Source organism: Mesorhizobium sp. LMG 17147 (genome assembly GCF_024297145.1).
Lineage (GTDB): Bacteria > Pseudomonadota > Alphaproteobacteria > Rhizobiales > Rhizobiaceae > Mesorhizobium.
In genome coordinates, this window is sequence record NZ_JANCTC010000008.1 from 1 (window position 1) to 13,995 (window position 13,995).

17 protein-coding genes are annotated in these 13,995 nt (G+C 62.9%); 13 read left to right on the top strand and 4 right to left on the bottom strand.

The genetic code is table 11. The features are described from left to right. The first annotated feature begins 154 nt into the window (after window positions 1–154). Window positions 155–526 (top strand): endonuclease domain-containing protein, encoded by a 372-nt coding sequence (locus NMG46_RS16360; RefSeq protein ID WP_254818681.1) that lies wholly within the window; start codon window positions 155–157, stop codon window positions 524–526. Between the two features lie 138 nt (window positions 527–664). Here the strand turns inward: NMG46_RS16360 and NMG46_RS16365 are convergent, their stop codons facing one another. From NMG46_RS16365 to NMG46_RS16380, 4 genes are read right to left on the bottom strand one after another with little or no spacing between them, the layout of a single operon-like run. Beyond that, window positions 665–1,705 (bottom strand): DUF3445 domain-containing protein, encoded by a 1,041-nt coding sequence (locus tag NMG46_RS16365; RefSeq protein ID WP_254818682.1) that lies wholly within the window; start codon window positions 1,703–1,705, stop codon window positions 665–667. A 9-nt stretch (window positions 1,706–1,714) separates the two neighbouring features. Further along, a complete protein-coding gene (locus tag NMG46_RS16370; RefSeq protein ID WP_254818683.1) occupies window positions 1,715–2,680 on the bottom strand; it encodes a PDR/VanB family oxidoreductase in 966 nt (321 codons plus the stop codon). After that, complete coding sequence (locus NMG46_RS16375; protein ID WP_254818684.1) at window positions 2,677–3,273, bottom strand: dimethylamine monooxygenase subunit DmmA family protein; 597 nt, start codon at window positions 3,271–3,273, stop codon at window positions 2,677–2,679. Before NMG46_RS16375 ends, NMG46_RS16370 begins: the two co-directional genes overlap by 4 nt. A gap of 14 nt (window positions 3,274–3,287) precedes the next feature. Continuing rightward, a complete protein-coding gene (locus tag NMG46_RS16380) occupies window positions 3,288–4,421 on the bottom strand; it encodes an aminomethyltransferase family protein (RefSeq protein ID WP_254818685.1) in 1,134 nt (377 codons plus the stop codon). 254 nt (window positions 4,422–4,675) lie between these two features. Between NMG46_RS16380 and NMG46_RS16385 the strand changes: the two genes are divergently transcribed. From NMG46_RS16385 to NMG46_RS16440, 12 genes are all read left to right on the top strand, one after another. Continuing rightward, window positions 4,676–4,963 (top strand): hypothetical protein, encoded by a 288-nt coding sequence (locus NMG46_RS16385; protein ID WP_023716771.1) that lies wholly within the window; start codon window positions 4,676–4,678, stop codon window positions 4,961–4,963. Window positions 4,964–4,974: 11 nt separating this feature from the next. Then, a complete protein-coding gene (locus NMG46_RS16390) occupies window positions 4,975–5,352 on the top strand; it encodes a hypothetical protein (RefSeq protein WP_023716770.1) in 378 nt (125 codons plus the stop codon). A 17-nt stretch (window positions 5,353–5,369) separates the two neighbouring features. Beyond that, window positions 5,370–5,531, top strand: a complete 162-nt coding sequence (locus NMG46_RS16395; RefSeq protein WP_023673991.1) for a hypothetical protein — start codon at window positions 5,370–5,372, stop codon at window positions 5,529–5,531. Window positions 5,532–5,546: 15 nt separating this feature from the next. Next, window positions 5,547–6,947, top strand: a complete 1,401-nt coding sequence (locus NMG46_RS16400; RefSeq protein ID WP_254818686.1) for an APC family permease — start codon at window positions 5,547–5,549, stop codon at window positions 6,945–6,947. A 46-nt stretch (window positions 6,948–6,993) separates the two neighbouring features. After that, window positions 6,994–7,674, top strand: coding sequence for a hypothetical protein (locus NMG46_RS16405; protein ID WP_254818687.1), 681 nt, complete (start codon window positions 6,994–6,996; stop codon window positions 7,672–7,674). Next, entirely contained in the window at window positions 7,671–8,003 is a 333-nt protein-coding gene (locus NMG46_RS16410) for a hypothetical protein (RefSeq protein ID WP_254818688.1), read from the top strand. Before NMG46_RS16405 ends, NMG46_RS16410 begins: the two co-directional genes overlap by 4 nt. A gap of 83 nt (window positions 8,004–8,086) precedes the next feature. Continuing rightward, window positions 8,087–8,980, top strand: coding sequence for a glutamine amidotransferase family protein (locus NMG46_RS16415; RefSeq protein ID WP_254818689.1), 894 nt, complete (start codon window positions 8,087–8,089; stop codon window positions 8,978–8,980). A 4-nt stretch (window positions 8,981–8,984) separates the two neighbouring features. Further along, window positions 8,985–9,719, top strand: coding sequence for a GXGXG domain-containing protein (locus tag NMG46_RS16420; protein WP_254818690.1), 735 nt, complete (start codon window positions 8,985–8,987; stop codon window positions 9,717–9,719). A gap of 6 nt (window positions 9,720–9,725) precedes the next feature. Next, window positions 9,726–11,054 (top strand): FMN-binding glutamate synthase family protein, encoded by a 1,329-nt coding sequence (locus tag NMG46_RS16425; RefSeq protein WP_254818691.1) that lies wholly within the window; start codon window positions 9,726–9,728, stop codon window positions 11,052–11,054. Window positions 11,055–11,087: 33 nt separating this feature from the next. Beyond that, window positions 11,088–12,395: a type III glutamate--ammonia ligase gene (gene glnT / locus NMG46_RS16430; RefSeq protein ID WP_023673983.1), complete on the top strand. Its 1,308-nt coding sequence runs from the start codon at window positions 11,088–11,090 to the stop codon at window positions 12,393–12,395. A 35-nt stretch (window positions 12,396–12,430) separates the two neighbouring features. Further along, the gene (locus tag NMG46_RS16435) at window positions 12,431–13,684 is read left to right on the top strand and encodes a sarcosine oxidase subunit beta family protein (RefSeq protein ID WP_254818692.1); all 1,254 of its coding nucleotides are present in this window, start codon (window positions 12,431–12,433) and stop codon (window positions 13,682–13,684) included. Between the two features lie 17 nt (window positions 13,685–13,701). Next, window positions 13,702–13,977, top strand: coding sequence for a sarcosine oxidase subunit delta (locus NMG46_RS16440; protein WP_254818693.1), 276 nt, complete (start codon window positions 13,702–13,704; stop codon window positions 13,975–13,977). Window positions 13,978–13,995: the final 18 nt, after the last annotated feature.

The window sequence follows — 13,995 nt, forward strand, 5'->3', positions numbered from 1 at the left end:
TAGCTCTCAAGGCAGGAAATGGCAGTCGCTCCTTCGCTCAACTGCCTCTCCAAAGAATCCTTTCTCAGCCTAAACTCAACCCCAAAATCGCCATATGCGATTCCCCTGCCCTTGAGGGGGAGATGTCCGGCAGGACAGAGGGGGGCGAACCGCGATGACGCATAATCCAGTACCCGCCAACAATCGCCGCAATGCGCGAAGGATGCGCAAGGTGATGACCGATGCCGAACCGAAGCTCTGGAACGAGATCAGGGCGCACAGGCTGATGGGACTGGGGTTTCGGCGCCAGATGCCTATCGCCGGCTATATCGTCGACTTTGCATGCCCGAACAAAAAGCTGATCGTCGAGCTCGACGGTTCCCAGCACGCGGAGGCCGAAGCGTCGGAATTAGACGCTGCAAGAACCGCAAGGCTCGAAGCGCTGGGCTGGACCAGCCTTCGCTTCTGGAATGATGACGTTGTCCGCGATATCGACAATGTCTGCCAGCATATCGTGATTGTGGCTGGTCTGGCTGGCGCACCGTGAGTCTCGCCCAAGCGATGGGCTGACATAACGGCAAGGCCGGCGCTCCACGGCGCCCCCCTCTGCCCTGCCGGGCATCTCCCCCTCTTCGGGGGAGATTGGCAGCTTGAATGGGCAGCGCCAACATCAGCAGGAAAAAACTCAATCCGGCCCAAAGCCTGGGCTTGTAGGGCTGCCATCATCCAATTTCGACAGCCATTCGACCAAGGTCGGCCGATAACGCGTCAGGCCCTTGTAATTGGCGAGTTCGTCGGGCAGGTCGCGGATGACGCGGTGCAGGCGGCGTGCCCATTTCGGCTGCGTCACCAGTTCGTCCATCTTGATCAGGTAACAGCGGATCGGAAAGACGATCGCATTCGAGCGCGGCAGCCGCCAGAAACTCTGCAGTTCGACGCGCAGATGCACTTTTTCGCCAACGTTTTCCGGCGTCACCGTGGCGCGGTCCGGACCCCATTTGTGGTAATTTTCCGGGCTGGTGTCGAGGCGCGGATTGATGGTCATCGTCCAGTTCAGCCGGCGCGCCGGCTTACCCTGCTGGATGTTGGTGAGGAATTTCAGCGCCCGGACGAAGATCCCCTTCTCGTGCGCCAGCGGCACCGGCGCGTGCCATTCGAAGAAGTTCATGCCGATGTCGAAATCGAGCGACCAGTCGGCCTGGGTGGTGACCATGCCGGCATCCATCCACAGATTGCCGTCGCGCTGGTCGAGAATGCAGAAATCGCCCTGGCTCTGGCGGGTGATATATTCCATCGGCCCATAGGGCAGCGTCGAGACGTCGCCGAAGGTGAAGCTGTCGTCGATGCCGAGCGGCCGGTTGATCCAGCGCCAGCGGTCGCCGTCGCGGATCAGCGTGAAATGCTCGGGATAGCCCAGCGCCTGCTGCTCCATCAGGAGTTCGAGCAGGTCCCAGCCGGCCAGCGTCATGTGCGGCAGCGACTGGCAGCGCAGCGGATCTTCGGCCAGCACCAAAGCGCGGTCCTGCATCTCGGCGACATAGTGCTCGTCGACGTCGATCAAATTCTCCAGCACGCTGCCCTTCGGCCCGACGACATGCGGCTCGATGTTGACCGCATACATGTAGCTGTCTTCATGGAACGGGAACGGGAACCGCCTGATGTGCTCGGGGCTGTTCCTGAAGGTGAAGTCGTCACGGAACGTTTCCTTGCGAAAGGTGATGCCCAAGCTCGCCTCCTATCTTTCCAGCACCAGCGACCTGCCCTCAAAGCGCGAGACGCAAGGCATGATCTTGCAGCCCGAACGGTGGTCTTCCTCGCTCAGCCAGTGGTCGTTGTGGATGAATTTGCCGTCATGCGAAATCACGTTGGTCTCGCATTGGCCGCAGACGCCGCCGCGGCACAGATAGGGCGGATCGACGCCGGCCGCCTCGATCGCCTCGAGCAGGCTCTGCTGCTCGTCGACACGGATCGTCTTGCCGCTGAGCGCCAGCGTCACGTCGAACGGCGCGCCCGGCTGGGGTGCGGCGAAATGCTCGAAATGCACGGTCTCTGGCGGCCAGCCGAGGGCAGCGGCGCGGTCGCGCACCCAGCCGATCATGCCGGACGGCCCGCAGACATAGAGATGCGTGCCGAGCGGCTGCGACGACAACAGCCGGTCGAGATCGACGCGCTCGTCGCGGTCGTCGTGATAGAGCCTGACCCGGCGGTCGTAGCGCTCTCTCAGCAGGTCCGCATAGGTGCCGAGCGAGGCGGTGCGGCAGGTGTAATGCAATTCGAAATTGCCGCCTTGCGCCGCCAGCTGCGCGGTCTGCGCCATAAACGGGGTGATGCCGATGCCACCGGCCAGCATCAGATGCTTCCTGGCCCGAAGATCGAGCGAGAACAGATTGACGGGGTAGCTCACCACCATCTCCGTGCCCGGCCTGACCTGCCTGTGCATGAACAGCGAGCCGCCGCGGCCGGCGTCGTCGCGGCGCACCGAGATGGTGTATTCGCGGGTGTCGAGCGGCGAGCCCATCAGCGAATAGGGATTGAGCCTGGTGCGTTCGCCATCGCGCATCTCGACGACGACATGGGCGCCGCCGGAAAAGGTCGGCAAAAGCTGGCCGTCGCGCCTGCGGAAATGAAAGCGCGTCACCAGCTCGTTGACCGGGACGACATCGCTGACGACGACATCGAGTTTGGTGGTGCCGGTGCTCATCGAAAGACCTCCTCGATCGGAGGAATTTCGCTGCGGTCCTCGGCGTTGATGCAGACGCCCTGGAAGGCGGCGAGGCGCCGCGAATAGTGGTCGCGCACCAGAAGCAGCAGGCCGCAATGCGAACAGGTTGCCGGCTGCGTCGTGACGTTCTCGGTGATGCCCTTGCAATGGACGCACTGCATGCGGCGCGCCAGCGAGCCGCTATGCTCGGTCTGGATCGAGGTGTGGTCGATGCCGGCTTCGAGCGCCGCCTGCATGGCCTGGCCGATCAGCCCTTCGGTGCCGGCAAGGTAGAGCCTGAGGCCCATATGGGCGTTGGCCAGCGTCTGCTTCAGCCGCGGCAGGGCACTGGCGAAGGAATGGCCGAGGTAGAGCTGCGCCGGCTTCAGTGCTTCGAGCGCCTCGGCATATTTACCGTCGCGGCCGGGAATGAAGATGATGTGGGCGCCGCCGAAGAAATCCGTCGGTGCCTTGGCGGCCAGATCGGCAATCGCCAGCGCTCCCTCTGCGTCCGCTACGAAAAGATGGTGCTTGCCGGGCTGCGGAGACAGGGTCCCATAGACCGGGCGGCTGATGATGCTTTTCGCTGCCATACCCGCAGTATGCCTCAGCCTTTCGCCGTGCGCTTGGTCTTCTTCGGATCGTCGAACGGAAGCGGCTCGGCGGTTGCGCTGATGGCGCCCCTCTTGTTGCGGATCTCGAGCCTGGTGCCCTGGACCGCGCAGTCGACGTCGAGCCGGGCGATGCCCATCGATTTCCTGACCAGCGGCGAATACATGGCGCAGGTCACCACGCCGACCTTCTTGCCGTCGCGATAGACCGGTGCGCCCTCGTCGGCCGGCTCCCTGCCTTCGAGCAGCACACCGAATATCTTGAAGCGCTCCTTGCCCTTCAGGCGGTAGTGCTCCTCGGCACCGCGAAAGCCCGTCTTGCCCGGGCTGACAGTGAAGTCGAGACCAAGCTCCCACAGCGTGTCGCCCGGGCCTTCGTTCTCAAACGGATATTTCTGCGAATTGTCGTAGGGATAAAACAGCAGGTAGCTCTCGACGCGCAGCATGTCGAGCGTGGTGAAGCGGCACGGGATGATGCCGGCGCTCTTGCCCTCGTCGAGGATCCTGTCCCAGATCGTTCCGGCGTCCTGGCCACGGCAGAAGATCTCGTAGCCGCGCTCGCCGGTGTAGCCGGTGCGCGAGATCATCACCGGAAAGCCGAACAACTGCGTCTGCATGTGGTGGAAATAGTTGAGGTCGCGAATGCCGGGCACATGCTTTGCCAGATAATCCACGGCTAGCGGCCCCTGCAGCGAAAGGTCGTGCAGATTGTCGTCGAAGCGCAGCGACACGTCGCGACCGACGGAAGCGCGCTGCAGCTCTTCATGGCCGGTGCCCGAGCCATGCACGACCATCCAGGAATTCGGGCCGGTGCGGTAGAGGATGCAGTCGTCGGTGAACTTGCCGGCCTCGTTGAGCATGCAGGCATAGGCCGACTTGCCGGGATAGATCTTTTCGACGTCGCGCGTCGTCGCCAGGTCGATCAGGTGAGAGGCGTGCGGCCCGGTGATGTGGATCTTCTTTAGGCCCGACACATCCATCAGGCCGGCCTTGGTGCGGATGGCGATATACTCTTCGTCGGCGTCCTTGTCGTAGGTCCAGGCGGTGCCCATGCCGCTCCAGTCCTCGAGCTTCGAGCCGAGCGCGCGATGGCGGTCCGCAAGCGTCGAAAATCTCCAGGATGCCGTCATCCGCTGTCCTCCGTTTCGAAAAACGTTTGCTTTCCCCTGCTCCCTGCACACAGGCGGGAGCGTTGCCTTGAATATTGATCGCAAACGCCGGGAGCCTGCAATACCCGTAAGCAAATAATTTCATTGTCAGGCAAATCCGGCGAGCCCGAACAAACGGTTAACGTCGCGTAAAATCGTCTTGACAATTCCAGAATTCGGCCGGATTTTATGAAAAAAATTTCACTCTCTTGAAAGAGAGCGATGGAGGGGAACCGATGTCCGACATGCAGCAGCGCATTGAAGCCCTGTACCGTTCCGACCTTCGTGGATCGGTGCTCCTGATCGTCTGCCTATGGGCGACGATCCTTTTCGTCCTGTTCATGACATGGCCATACATCCCCGATGCCGGCATCAAGCTCGTGGTCGCGGTCGCCGCGGCCGCCGTGCTGATCTTCAACACGGCCGCGATCCTGGCGATGGTCAACCACTACAAGGAAGACAAGGACTTCATTTACGGCCTCGACATCAAGAATGCCGACGCCTACCGCAACCGCAAGTCCTGAGGGGGAGACGCATGGCCCGCTATACACCGCCCGAACAGAGCAAGGCCGGACAGGTTTTCGATATCGCCGTCGTCGTGGTCGCGATTTTCGTCGCGCTGTGGCTGCCGCTGAAACTAGGCCTGGCAGGGGCGGCAAAATCCATCGACGCGCTCGACGCCAAGACGTGGGAGGCGCTCGGCCAGAACCCGACCATGGCCTCGATCTGGGAAAAGCTCGGTTACACGCCGGAAACCGCGCACGACATCATCCAGAACCGGTTCCACTACATCATCGACTGGCCGACGCTGATCATCATGGCTGCGGTGCTGATCGGCTATTTCATTTTTCTGTTCCGCGCATCGGACCGCGAATACCGCGACGTCATCAACGAAAAATTCGACGACAAATAAATCAGGGAAGCATCGTCATGTGGGTGGCACTCTCTTACGCATGCTGGGGCATCTCGATCGTGCTCGCGCTGTGGATGCTCTACGACTGGTTCAAGATCGACACGACCTATTCCGAAGAGATGCTGACCTCGTCCAGGGAAGGCGAGCTTGAAGCCGTGTCCGAAAAACACCGGATCTGAGTGGGGGATTGAACGATGACGATCGCGGCTGAACCAGCGGTGCAAGTGCAAGGCGACAGGGTTTCACTGCTCAGGGTGCTCGGCCCCGCCCATGTCTGGGCGCTCGGTGTCGGCATCGTTCTGGTCGGCGAATTCACCGGCTGGAATTTCGCGGCGGACAAGGGCGGCGCGCTGGCGGCGCTGATCGTCTGCTGGATCGTCGGACTGCTCTACACGTCGGTCGCGATGATCGATTCCGAAGTCACCTCGACGGTTGCCGCCGCCGGCGGCCAATATGCCCAGGCCAAGCACATTGTCGGGCCGCTGATGGCCTTCAACGTCGCGCTTTTCCTGGTCTTTGCCTATACCATGCTCGAAGTGTCGGACGCTATCCTGCTCGGCGACACCATTGTCGCCAAGGCCGGCGTCGAGGGCCTCAACCACAATTCCTTCATCGCCGCGACAATCGTCGTGCTGGCATGGCTGAACTATCGCGGCGTGCTGATGACGCTCAACGTCAATTTCGTCATCACCGCCATCGCCTATGTGTCGATCGTCATCCTGTTCCTCTCAGTCAGCCCGTGGACGCAAGGCGCCGTGCTGAAGCTGAACGAACTGGTCACCCCCGGCAACGCCCTGCCCTATGGCTGGATCGGCGTCATCGCCGCCTTCCAGTTCGGCATCTGGTACTATCTCGGCATCGAGGGCACCACGCAGGCCGCCGAGGAAGTACGCTCGCCGGCGCGCTCGCTGCCTTACGGCACGATGGCCGGCATGATCACGCTTCTGATCGCGGCCGCGATGACCTGGTATGTCTGCGCCTCGCTGATGCCTTGGGAATATCTCGGCATCACCTATTATCCGCTGTGGGACGCAGGCAAACTGACCGGCAGTGCGCTGCTGGAGAATCTGTTGTTCATCGCGACGCTGCTTGCCGCACTTGCTTCCGCCAATGGCTGCATCAACGATGCCGCGCGCGCCTGGTTCTCGCTCGGCCGCGACCGCTATCTGCCGACCTGGTTCTCGGCGGTGCATCCGAAATACCGCACACCCTACCGCTCGATCCTGTTCCTGCTGCCGATCGCGCTCGCCTTTGCCTTCATCGCCGACCTCAACCAGGCGATCACCTTCTCGATCCTGTCGGGCGTGCTGCAATACACCTTCATGAGCATCAACATCATCATGTTCAGGAAGAAGTGGCCGCTCGGCTCGATCCGCCGCGGCTACACCCATCCGTTCCATCCGCTGCCGGCGATCGTCTTGTTCTGCCTTTGCGTGGTGACCTTCTTTGCGATCTTCCTCGGCTTTGGTTCGCAGCTGATCGCCATGGTCGCCTTCTACTTCCTGATCTCGCTGTGGTTCCACTTCTACCGCTACAAATTCGTACGCCGTGGTGCCCAGTTCACCATGCCGTGGCCGAAACCACAGGGGTACTGACGGCGCGCCCGGTCTGGGCAGGCATTTGCGTGACGAGGTGCGTTAGGTGATCTCAGCATTGCTCGCCGGGGCGGTTGCCCTGGCTCTCGTCCTCCACATAACCTGGCTTGCGCGGGCCAGCCGCGCCAAGGCTTCGACCGGGCTTGCCGCCGACGAAGCCGACGTCCGCGCCGTCATCCCCGACGCGGCCAACGTCTCGGACGGCACCACCGGCGTCGTCACCTTCGCCGGCTCGTGGAACGGCCGGCGGGTGCAGGTGCGGACCATCGTCGACACGCTGGCGATAAGGAAGCTGCCGGCGCGCTGGCTGAGCGTTTCGATCACCGAAAAGGTCGTGATACCAGGCACTTTCGACATGATGATGCGGCCGGGATCGCCGACGACTTTTTCCAATTTCGATCATCTCGTCCATACACTGCCGAAGGCCGCCGGATTTCCAGCCGAGGCGGTGCTGCGGAGCGACCGCAAGGGCGTGCGCTTCCCCGAAGCCGTCATCGCCGATCACCTCGATGTCTTTGCCGAGGAGCGCGCCAAGGAACTGCTGATCACACCGAACGGCGTGCGCATCGTCTGGCTGCTGGCCGAGGCCGAGCGGGCGCGCTACGGCGTATTCCGGCAAGCCGAATTCGGCACGGTCAGGCTCGATCCGGGGCTGATCGAGCGGCTGCTGTCGTCGGCTTCGGCGCTGCGCGATGCCATCAATCAAAGTGAACGGCAGGCGGCATGACCAGCCAGATCAGCACCTCCCCCGCACCACCGAGCCCCTATCTGGTTCTCGGCGCTGCGATCGTCTTGCCGGCGAGCGGGCATGTCGTGCTCGGCGTGCCGGTGCGCGGCCTGCAATTCCTGTTCTTCATGGTGGTCCTGGCCTGGGTCACCGCCAAGATCGCGCCGCCCGATGCCAGCTTCATCGGCCGCCATGCCGGCGGCGTCCTGATCTATGCCCTGTCGATCCTGGATGCCTACAAGATCGCCCGCATCCGCTATGCCAAATGGGTTCACAATGGCGGCCAGCGTAGCGATAGTGCGGCCGACGGCGCCTCAACCGATATATAACGACAGGAAAATTTTTTTCATACCAATTGAATTCCCGGGACTCATTCGATACATCTCGGAGGAACAAACTCGCGGAGCCTGACATGTGCGGAATCGTCGGACTGTTTTTGAAGGACAAGTCGCTCGAGCCCCAGCTTGGCGCGATGCTGTCGGAGATGCTGATCTCGCTCAGCGATCGCGGTCCCGACAGCGCCGGCATCGCCATCTATGGCGCGCCCTCCAGTGAAGCCAAGATCACCATCCAGTCGGCCAAGCCGGAGCGCGATTTCCGCGGCCTCGACGCCGAACTCGCCAAGGCAATCGGCGCGCCGGTGAGCATTGCTGCGAAGTCGACGCATGCCGTGGTCCGGACGATGCCTGCCAAGATCGACGAAGCGCGCGAGGCGGTCCAGACGCTGCGCCCCGACGTCCGCATCATGGGTGCCGGCGACGTCGTCGAAATCTACAAGGAAGTCGGCTTGCCGGAAGCAGTCGTCGACCGTTTCGGCGTCCGCGAGATGACCGGCACGCACGGCATCGGCCATACCCGCATGGCGACCGAATCGGCGGTGACGACGATGGGCGCGCATCCGTTCTCGACCGGCGCCGACCAGTGCCTGGTGCATAATGGCTCGCTATCCAACCACAACAATGTCCGCCGCGAACTGATCCGTGAAGGCATGACGTTCGAGACCGAGAACGACACCGAGGTCGCTGCCGCCTATCTCTCCTCGCAGATGGCGCATGGCAAGAACCTCGGCGAGGCGCTGGAAGGCACGCTGAGCGATCTCGACGGCTTTTTCACCTTCGTCGTCGGCACCAAGAACGGCTTCGGCGTGGTGCGCGACCCCATCGCCTGCAAACCCGCCGTGATGGCCGAAACCGACCAGTATGTCGCCTTCGGCTCGGAATATCGTGCGCTCACCAAACTGCCCGGGATAGACAATGCGAAAGTCTGGGAACCCGAGCCCGCAACTGTCTATTTCTGGGAGCATTGAGCTGATGCCGGCAATCAACCTTTCCAAGGCGGCGCGTGAGCCGGGCCAGGCATCGCGGGTCTTCGACCTGGCCGAAATGTCGCTGCGCGAGCTCAACCAGGCGCTGCACGATCTGGCGCCCGGTTCGAACGAGACCGCCTGGGAGGTGCTCCACCCGCGAGGCAGCCATTCGGTCGCCGTCGGCGTCGACCAACCGGTCGCCATCGATGTGCGCGGCAGCGTCGGCTATTATTGCGGCGGCATGAACGACGGCGGCACCATCACCGTGCATGGCTCGGCCGGGCCCGGCGTCGGCGAAAACATGATGTCCGGCCAGATCGTCGTCAAAGGCGATGCCAGCCAGTATGCCGGCGCCACCGGCCGCGGCGGGCTGCTGGTCATCCAAGGCAACGCGTCATCGCGTTGCGGCATTTCGATGAAAGGCATCGACATCGTCGTCCATGGCAATATCGGCCACATGTCGGCCTTCATGGCGCAGTCCGGCAATCTGGTGGTGCTGGGCGATGCCGGCGATGCGCTCGGCGATTCCATCTACGAGGCGCGGCTTTTCGTGCGCGGCAAGGTCGAAAGCCTCGGCGCCGACTGCATCGCCAAGGAGATGCGGCCCGAGCATCTCGAATTGCTGCAAGGCTTACTCGACCGCGCCGGCGTGACCGGCGTCAAGGCGGCGGAGTTCAAGCGTTATGGCTCGGCTCGTACCCTCTACAATTTCAATATTGACAACGCCGACGCGTATTGAGGCTCAATGACCTATCGCAACCCGCCGACGACGCCGCGCAAATCCGCGACCTTCGACGACTACACGCTTTCCGAGATCCGCCGCGCCGCGGCCACCGGCATCTATGACATCCGCGGCGCCGGCGCCAAGCGCAAGCTGCCGCATTTCGACGACCTTCTGTTCCTCGGTGCTTCGATCTCGCGCTATCCGCTCGAAGGCTATCGCGAGCGCTGCGACACCAGCGTCGTGCTCGGCTCGCGCTATGCAAAAAAACCGATCGAATTGAAAATCCCGATCACCATTGCCGGCATGAGCTTCGGCTCGCTGTCCGGGCCGGCGAAGGAAGCGCTCGGCCGCGGCGCGACGCTGTCCGGCACCTCGACGACGACCGGCGACGGCGGCATGACCGAGGAGGAGCGCGGCCATTCGAAGACGCTGGTCTACCAGTATTTGCCGTCGCGCTACGGCATGAACCCGCGCGATCTGCGCCGTGCCGACGCGATCGAGGTTGTCGTCGGCCAGGGCGCCAAGCCAGGCGGCGGCGGCATGCTGCTCGGCCAGAAGATCTCCGACCGCGTCGCCGAAATGCGCACGCTGCCGAAAGGCATCGACCAGCGCTCGGCCTCGCGCCACCCCGACTGGACCGGGCCGGACGATCTCGAGATCAAGATCCTGGAACTCCGCGAAATCACCGACTGGGAAAAGCCGATCTACGTCAAGGTCGGCGGCGCCCGGCCCTATTACGACACAGCCCTTGCGGTAAAGGCCGGCGCCGACGTCGTCGTCGTCGACGGCATGCAGGGCGGCACCGCGGCAACCCAGGAAGTGTTCATCGAGAACGTCGGCCAGCCGACGCTTGCCTGCATCAGGCCGGCGGTGCAGGCGCTGCAGGACCTCGGCATGCACCGCAAGGTGCAGCTGATCGTCTCGGGCGGCATACGCAACGGCGCCGACGTCGCCAAGGCGCTGGCGCTCGGCGTCGACGCGGTGTCGATCGGCACGGCAGCGCTTGTCGCGCTCGGTGACAATGATCCGCGCTGGGAGGCGGAATACAACGAGCTCGGCACCACCGCCGGCGCCTATGACGACTGGCATGAGGGACGCGACCCGGCCGGCATCACCACGCAGGATCCCGAGCTAATGAAACGGGTCGATCCGATTGCGGCCGGACGACGGCTGGCGAATTATCTTAAGGTGATGACACTTGAGGCTCAGACAATCGCCCGCGCCTGCGGCAAGAATAGCCTGCACAATCTCGAGCCCGAGGATCTTGTGGCCTTGACGATCGAAGCCGCAGCCATGGCCGGCGTGCCGCTGGCCGGCACCAATTGGATACCGGGCAAGAACGGCTTCTAAAACAAACCAAATGCCAGTAAGCGAGGAACTATAATGGGGAACGATCTCGCCGCCTTCGCCAAGGAAAAGGGCGTCAAATATTTCATGATATCCTACACCGACCTGTTCGGTGGGCAACGCGCCAAGCTGGTGCCGGCGCAGGCGATCGCCGACATGCAGCGGGACGGTGCCGGCTTTGCCGGCTTTGCCACCTGGCTCGACCTGACGCCGGCGCATCCCGACATGCTGGCGGTGCCGGATCCGGCCTCGGTGATCCAGTTGCCTTGGAAGCCGGAGGTCGCCTGGGTCGCCGCCAACTGCATCATGGATGACAAATCGGTCGAGCAGGCGCCGCGCAACACGCTGAAGCGGTTGATCGCTGAGGCCGCTGGCGACGGCATGCACATCAAGACCGGCGTCGAGGCCGAATTCTTCCTGATCTCGCCGGATGGCAAGACGATTTCCGACGAATATGATACGGCGTCGAAGCCCTGCTACGACCAGCAGGCGGTGATGCGCCGCTACGACGTGATCGCCGAGATCTGCGACCACATGCTGGCGCTCGGCTGGGGCGCCTACCAGAACGACCACGAGGACGCCAACGGCCAGTTCGAGATGAACTGGGCCTTCGACGATGCGCTGGCGACCGCCGACAAGCATTCCTTCTTCAAATTCATGGTGAAATCGGTCGCCGAAAAGCACGGCCTGCGCGCAACCTTCATGCCTAAACCCTTCCAGGGCCTGACCGGCAATGGCTGCCATGCGCATATCTCGGTGTGGGACAAAGACGGCAAGACAAATGTCTTTGCCGACAATGCGATGGAGCTCGGCCTGTCGGCAAAGGGCCGGAATTTCCTCGGCGGCATCATGAAACATGCTTCCGCCCTTGCCGCGATCACCAACCCGACGGTCAATTCCTACAAGCGCATCAACGCACCGCGCACCATCTCCGGCGCCACCTGGGCGCCGAACACCGTGACCTGGACCGGCAACAACCGCACCCACATGGTGCGCGTGCCTGGGCCAGGCCGGTTCGAGCTGCGCCTGCCCGACGGCGCGGCAAACCCCTATCTGCTGCAGGCCGTCATCATCGCCGCCGGCCTTGACGGTGTCCGCTCGAAGGCCGACCCCGGCAGGCGCTACGATATCGACATGTACCAGTTCGGCCATACGGTGGAGGGCGCGCCGAAGCTGCCGCTCAACCTGCTCGACGCGTTGCGCGAGTTCGACAACGACAAATCGCTCAAGGCGGCGCTGGGTGAGGAATTCTCGTCGGCCTATCTAAAGCTCAAGCAGCAGGAATGGAATTCCTATGCTTCCCACTTCACCCAGTGGGAGCGCGACCACACGCTCGACATCTGATCCGGATTGTTGCACGCCCGGCGCGAAACAGGTTCATGAAATACTCGATCTTCTCCCTCGCCCGGGCGGCATTTTCCGGCCATAAGAACTGGCAGCGCGCCTGGCGCGACGCCACCCCGAAGAGCCACTACGACGTGGTGGTCATCGGCGGCGGCGGCCATGGCCTGGCGACGGCATGGTTCCTCGCCAGCGAATACGGCATCAGAAATGTCGCCGTGCTGGAAAAAGGCTGGATCGGCTCCGGCAATGCCGGCCGCAACACCACCATCATCCGCTCCAACTACGGGCTGCCCGGCAATACAGGCTTCTACGAGCTTTCGATGAAGCTCTGGGAGCGCATGGAGCAGGACCTCAATTACAACACCATGGTCAGCCAGCGCGGCGTCATCAACCTCTACCACTCCGACGCGCAGCGCGACGCCTATGCGCGGCGCGGCAACACCATGCGCATCAACGGCATCGATGCCGAACTGCTCGACCTCGCCGCGGTCAGGAAGATGATGCCGTTCCTGAACTTCGACAATGCGCGCTTTCCGGTGCAGGGCGGGCTTTTGCAGCGACGCGGCGGCACGGCACGGCACGACGCCGTGGTCTGGGGCTATGCGCATGCGGCGAGCGCGCTCGGCGTCGACATCATCCAGAATTGCGAGGTGACCGGCTTTGTTCGCGACGGCAGCGGCAAGGTGACCGGCGTCGAGACATCGCGCGGCAGGATCGGTGCCGCCAAGGTCGGCATGGCGGTCGCCGGCTCCTCGTCGCGCGTCGCGGCGATGGCCGGCATGCGGCTGCCGATCGAAAGCCATGTGCTGCAGGCCTTCGTCTCCGAGGCGATCAAGCCGCTGATCCCCAATGTCATGACCTTCGGCGCCGGCCATTTCTACGTCAGCCAGTCCGACAAGGGCGGGCTGGTCTTCGGCGGCGATATAGACGGCTACAATTCCTACGCCCAGCGCGGCAATCTGCCTGTCATGGAAGATGTCTGCGAAGGCGGCATGGCGCTGATGCCGATGATCGGCCGGATACGGCTTCTGCGTCAGTGGGGCGGCATCATGGACATGTCGATGGATGGCTCGCCGATCATCGACAAGACACCGGTCGACGGGCTCTATCTCAACGCCGGCTGGTGCTATGGCGGATTCAAGGCGACGCCCGGCTCCGGCCTGGTTTTTGCCCATCTGCTGGCGCGCGACGAGCCGCACAAGGAGGCTGCCCGCTTCCGCCTCGACCGCTTTCGGCGAGGTGCCATGATCGACGAAAAGGGCCAGGGCGCCCAACCGAACCTGCATTGAAGGCTGGCTGAAGAAGCATGCGCATTGTCTGTCCCTTCTGCGGCGAACGCGAACTCGGCGAGTTCACCTATCTCGGCGACGCCAAGTCGGCGCGCCCGGCAGCCGGCGCCTCCGAAGACGAGGTGTTCGACTATGTCTACATGCGTGACAATGTCGCCGGGCCGATGAGCGAATACTGGTACCATGGCGGCGGCTGCCGGGCCTGGCTGAAGGTCGCCCGCAACACGCTTACGCATGAGATTTCCTCCGTCGAGCCGGCGGCCGGCGTTGGTGCGAAGCAGGCTGCAAGATGAATTCTGTCCAGGTCAGCG

Excerpts from the sequence above, each read along its gene's own strand:
- NMG46_RS16370 (WP_254818683.1), bottom strand. The coding sequence starts at position 2,680 with ATGAGCACCGGCACCACCAAACTCGATGTCGTCGTCAGCGATGTCGTC.
- NMG46_RS16400 (WP_254818686.1), top strand. The coding sequence starts at position 5,547 with ATGACGATCGCGGCTGAACCAGCGGTGCAAGTGCAAGGCGACAGGGTT.
- NMG46_RS16385 (WP_023716771.1), top strand. The coding sequence starts at position 4,676 with ATGTCCGACATGCAGCAGCGCATTGAAGCCCTGTACCGTTCCGACCTT.
- NMG46_RS16375 (WP_254818684.1), bottom strand. The coding sequence starts at position 3,273 with ATGGCAGCGAAAAGCATCATCAGCCGCCCGGTCTATGGGACCCTGTCT.
- NMG46_RS16410 (WP_254818688.1), top strand. The coding sequence starts at position 7,671 with ATGACCAGCCAGATCAGCACCTCCCCCGCACCACCGAGCCCCTATCTG.
- NMG46_RS16360 (WP_254818681.1), top strand. The coding sequence starts at position 155 with ATGACGCATAATCCAGTACCCGCCAACAATCGCCGCAATGCGCGAAGG.
- NMG46_RS16435 (WP_254818692.1), top strand. The coding sequence starts at position 12,431 with ATGAAATACTCGATCTTCTCCCTCGCCCGGGCGGCATTTTCCGGCCAT.
- NMG46_RS16425 (WP_254818691.1), top strand. The coding sequence starts at position 9,726 with ATGACCTATCGCAACCCGCCGACGACGCCGCGCAAATCCGCGACCTTC.
- NMG46_RS16440 (WP_254818693.1), top strand. The coding sequence starts at position 13,702 with ATGCGCATTGTCTGTCCCTTCTGCGGCGAACGCGAACTCGGCGAGTTC.
- NMG46_RS16415 (WP_254818689.1), top strand. The coding sequence starts at position 8,087 with ATGTGCGGAATCGTCGGACTGTTTTTGAAGGACAAGTCGCTCGAGCCC.
- NMG46_RS16420 (WP_254818690.1), top strand. The coding sequence starts at position 8,985 with ATGCCGGCAATCAACCTTTCCAAGGCGGCGCGTGAGCCGGGCCAGGCA.
- NMG46_RS16395 (WP_023673991.1), top strand. The coding sequence starts at position 5,370 with ATGTGGGTGGCACTCTCTTACGCATGCTGGGGCATCTCGATCGTGCTC.
- NMG46_RS16380 (WP_254818685.1), bottom strand. The coding sequence starts at position 4,421 with ATGACGGCATCCTGGAGATTTTCGACGCTTGCGGACCGCCATCGCGCG.
- NMG46_RS16390 (WP_023716770.1), top strand. The coding sequence starts at position 4,975 with ATGGCCCGCTATACACCGCCCGAACAGAGCAAGGCCGGACAGGTTTTC.
- glnT (WP_023673983.1), top strand. The coding sequence starts at position 11,088 with ATGGGGAACGATCTCGCCGCCTTCGCCAAGGAAAAGGGCGTCAAATAT.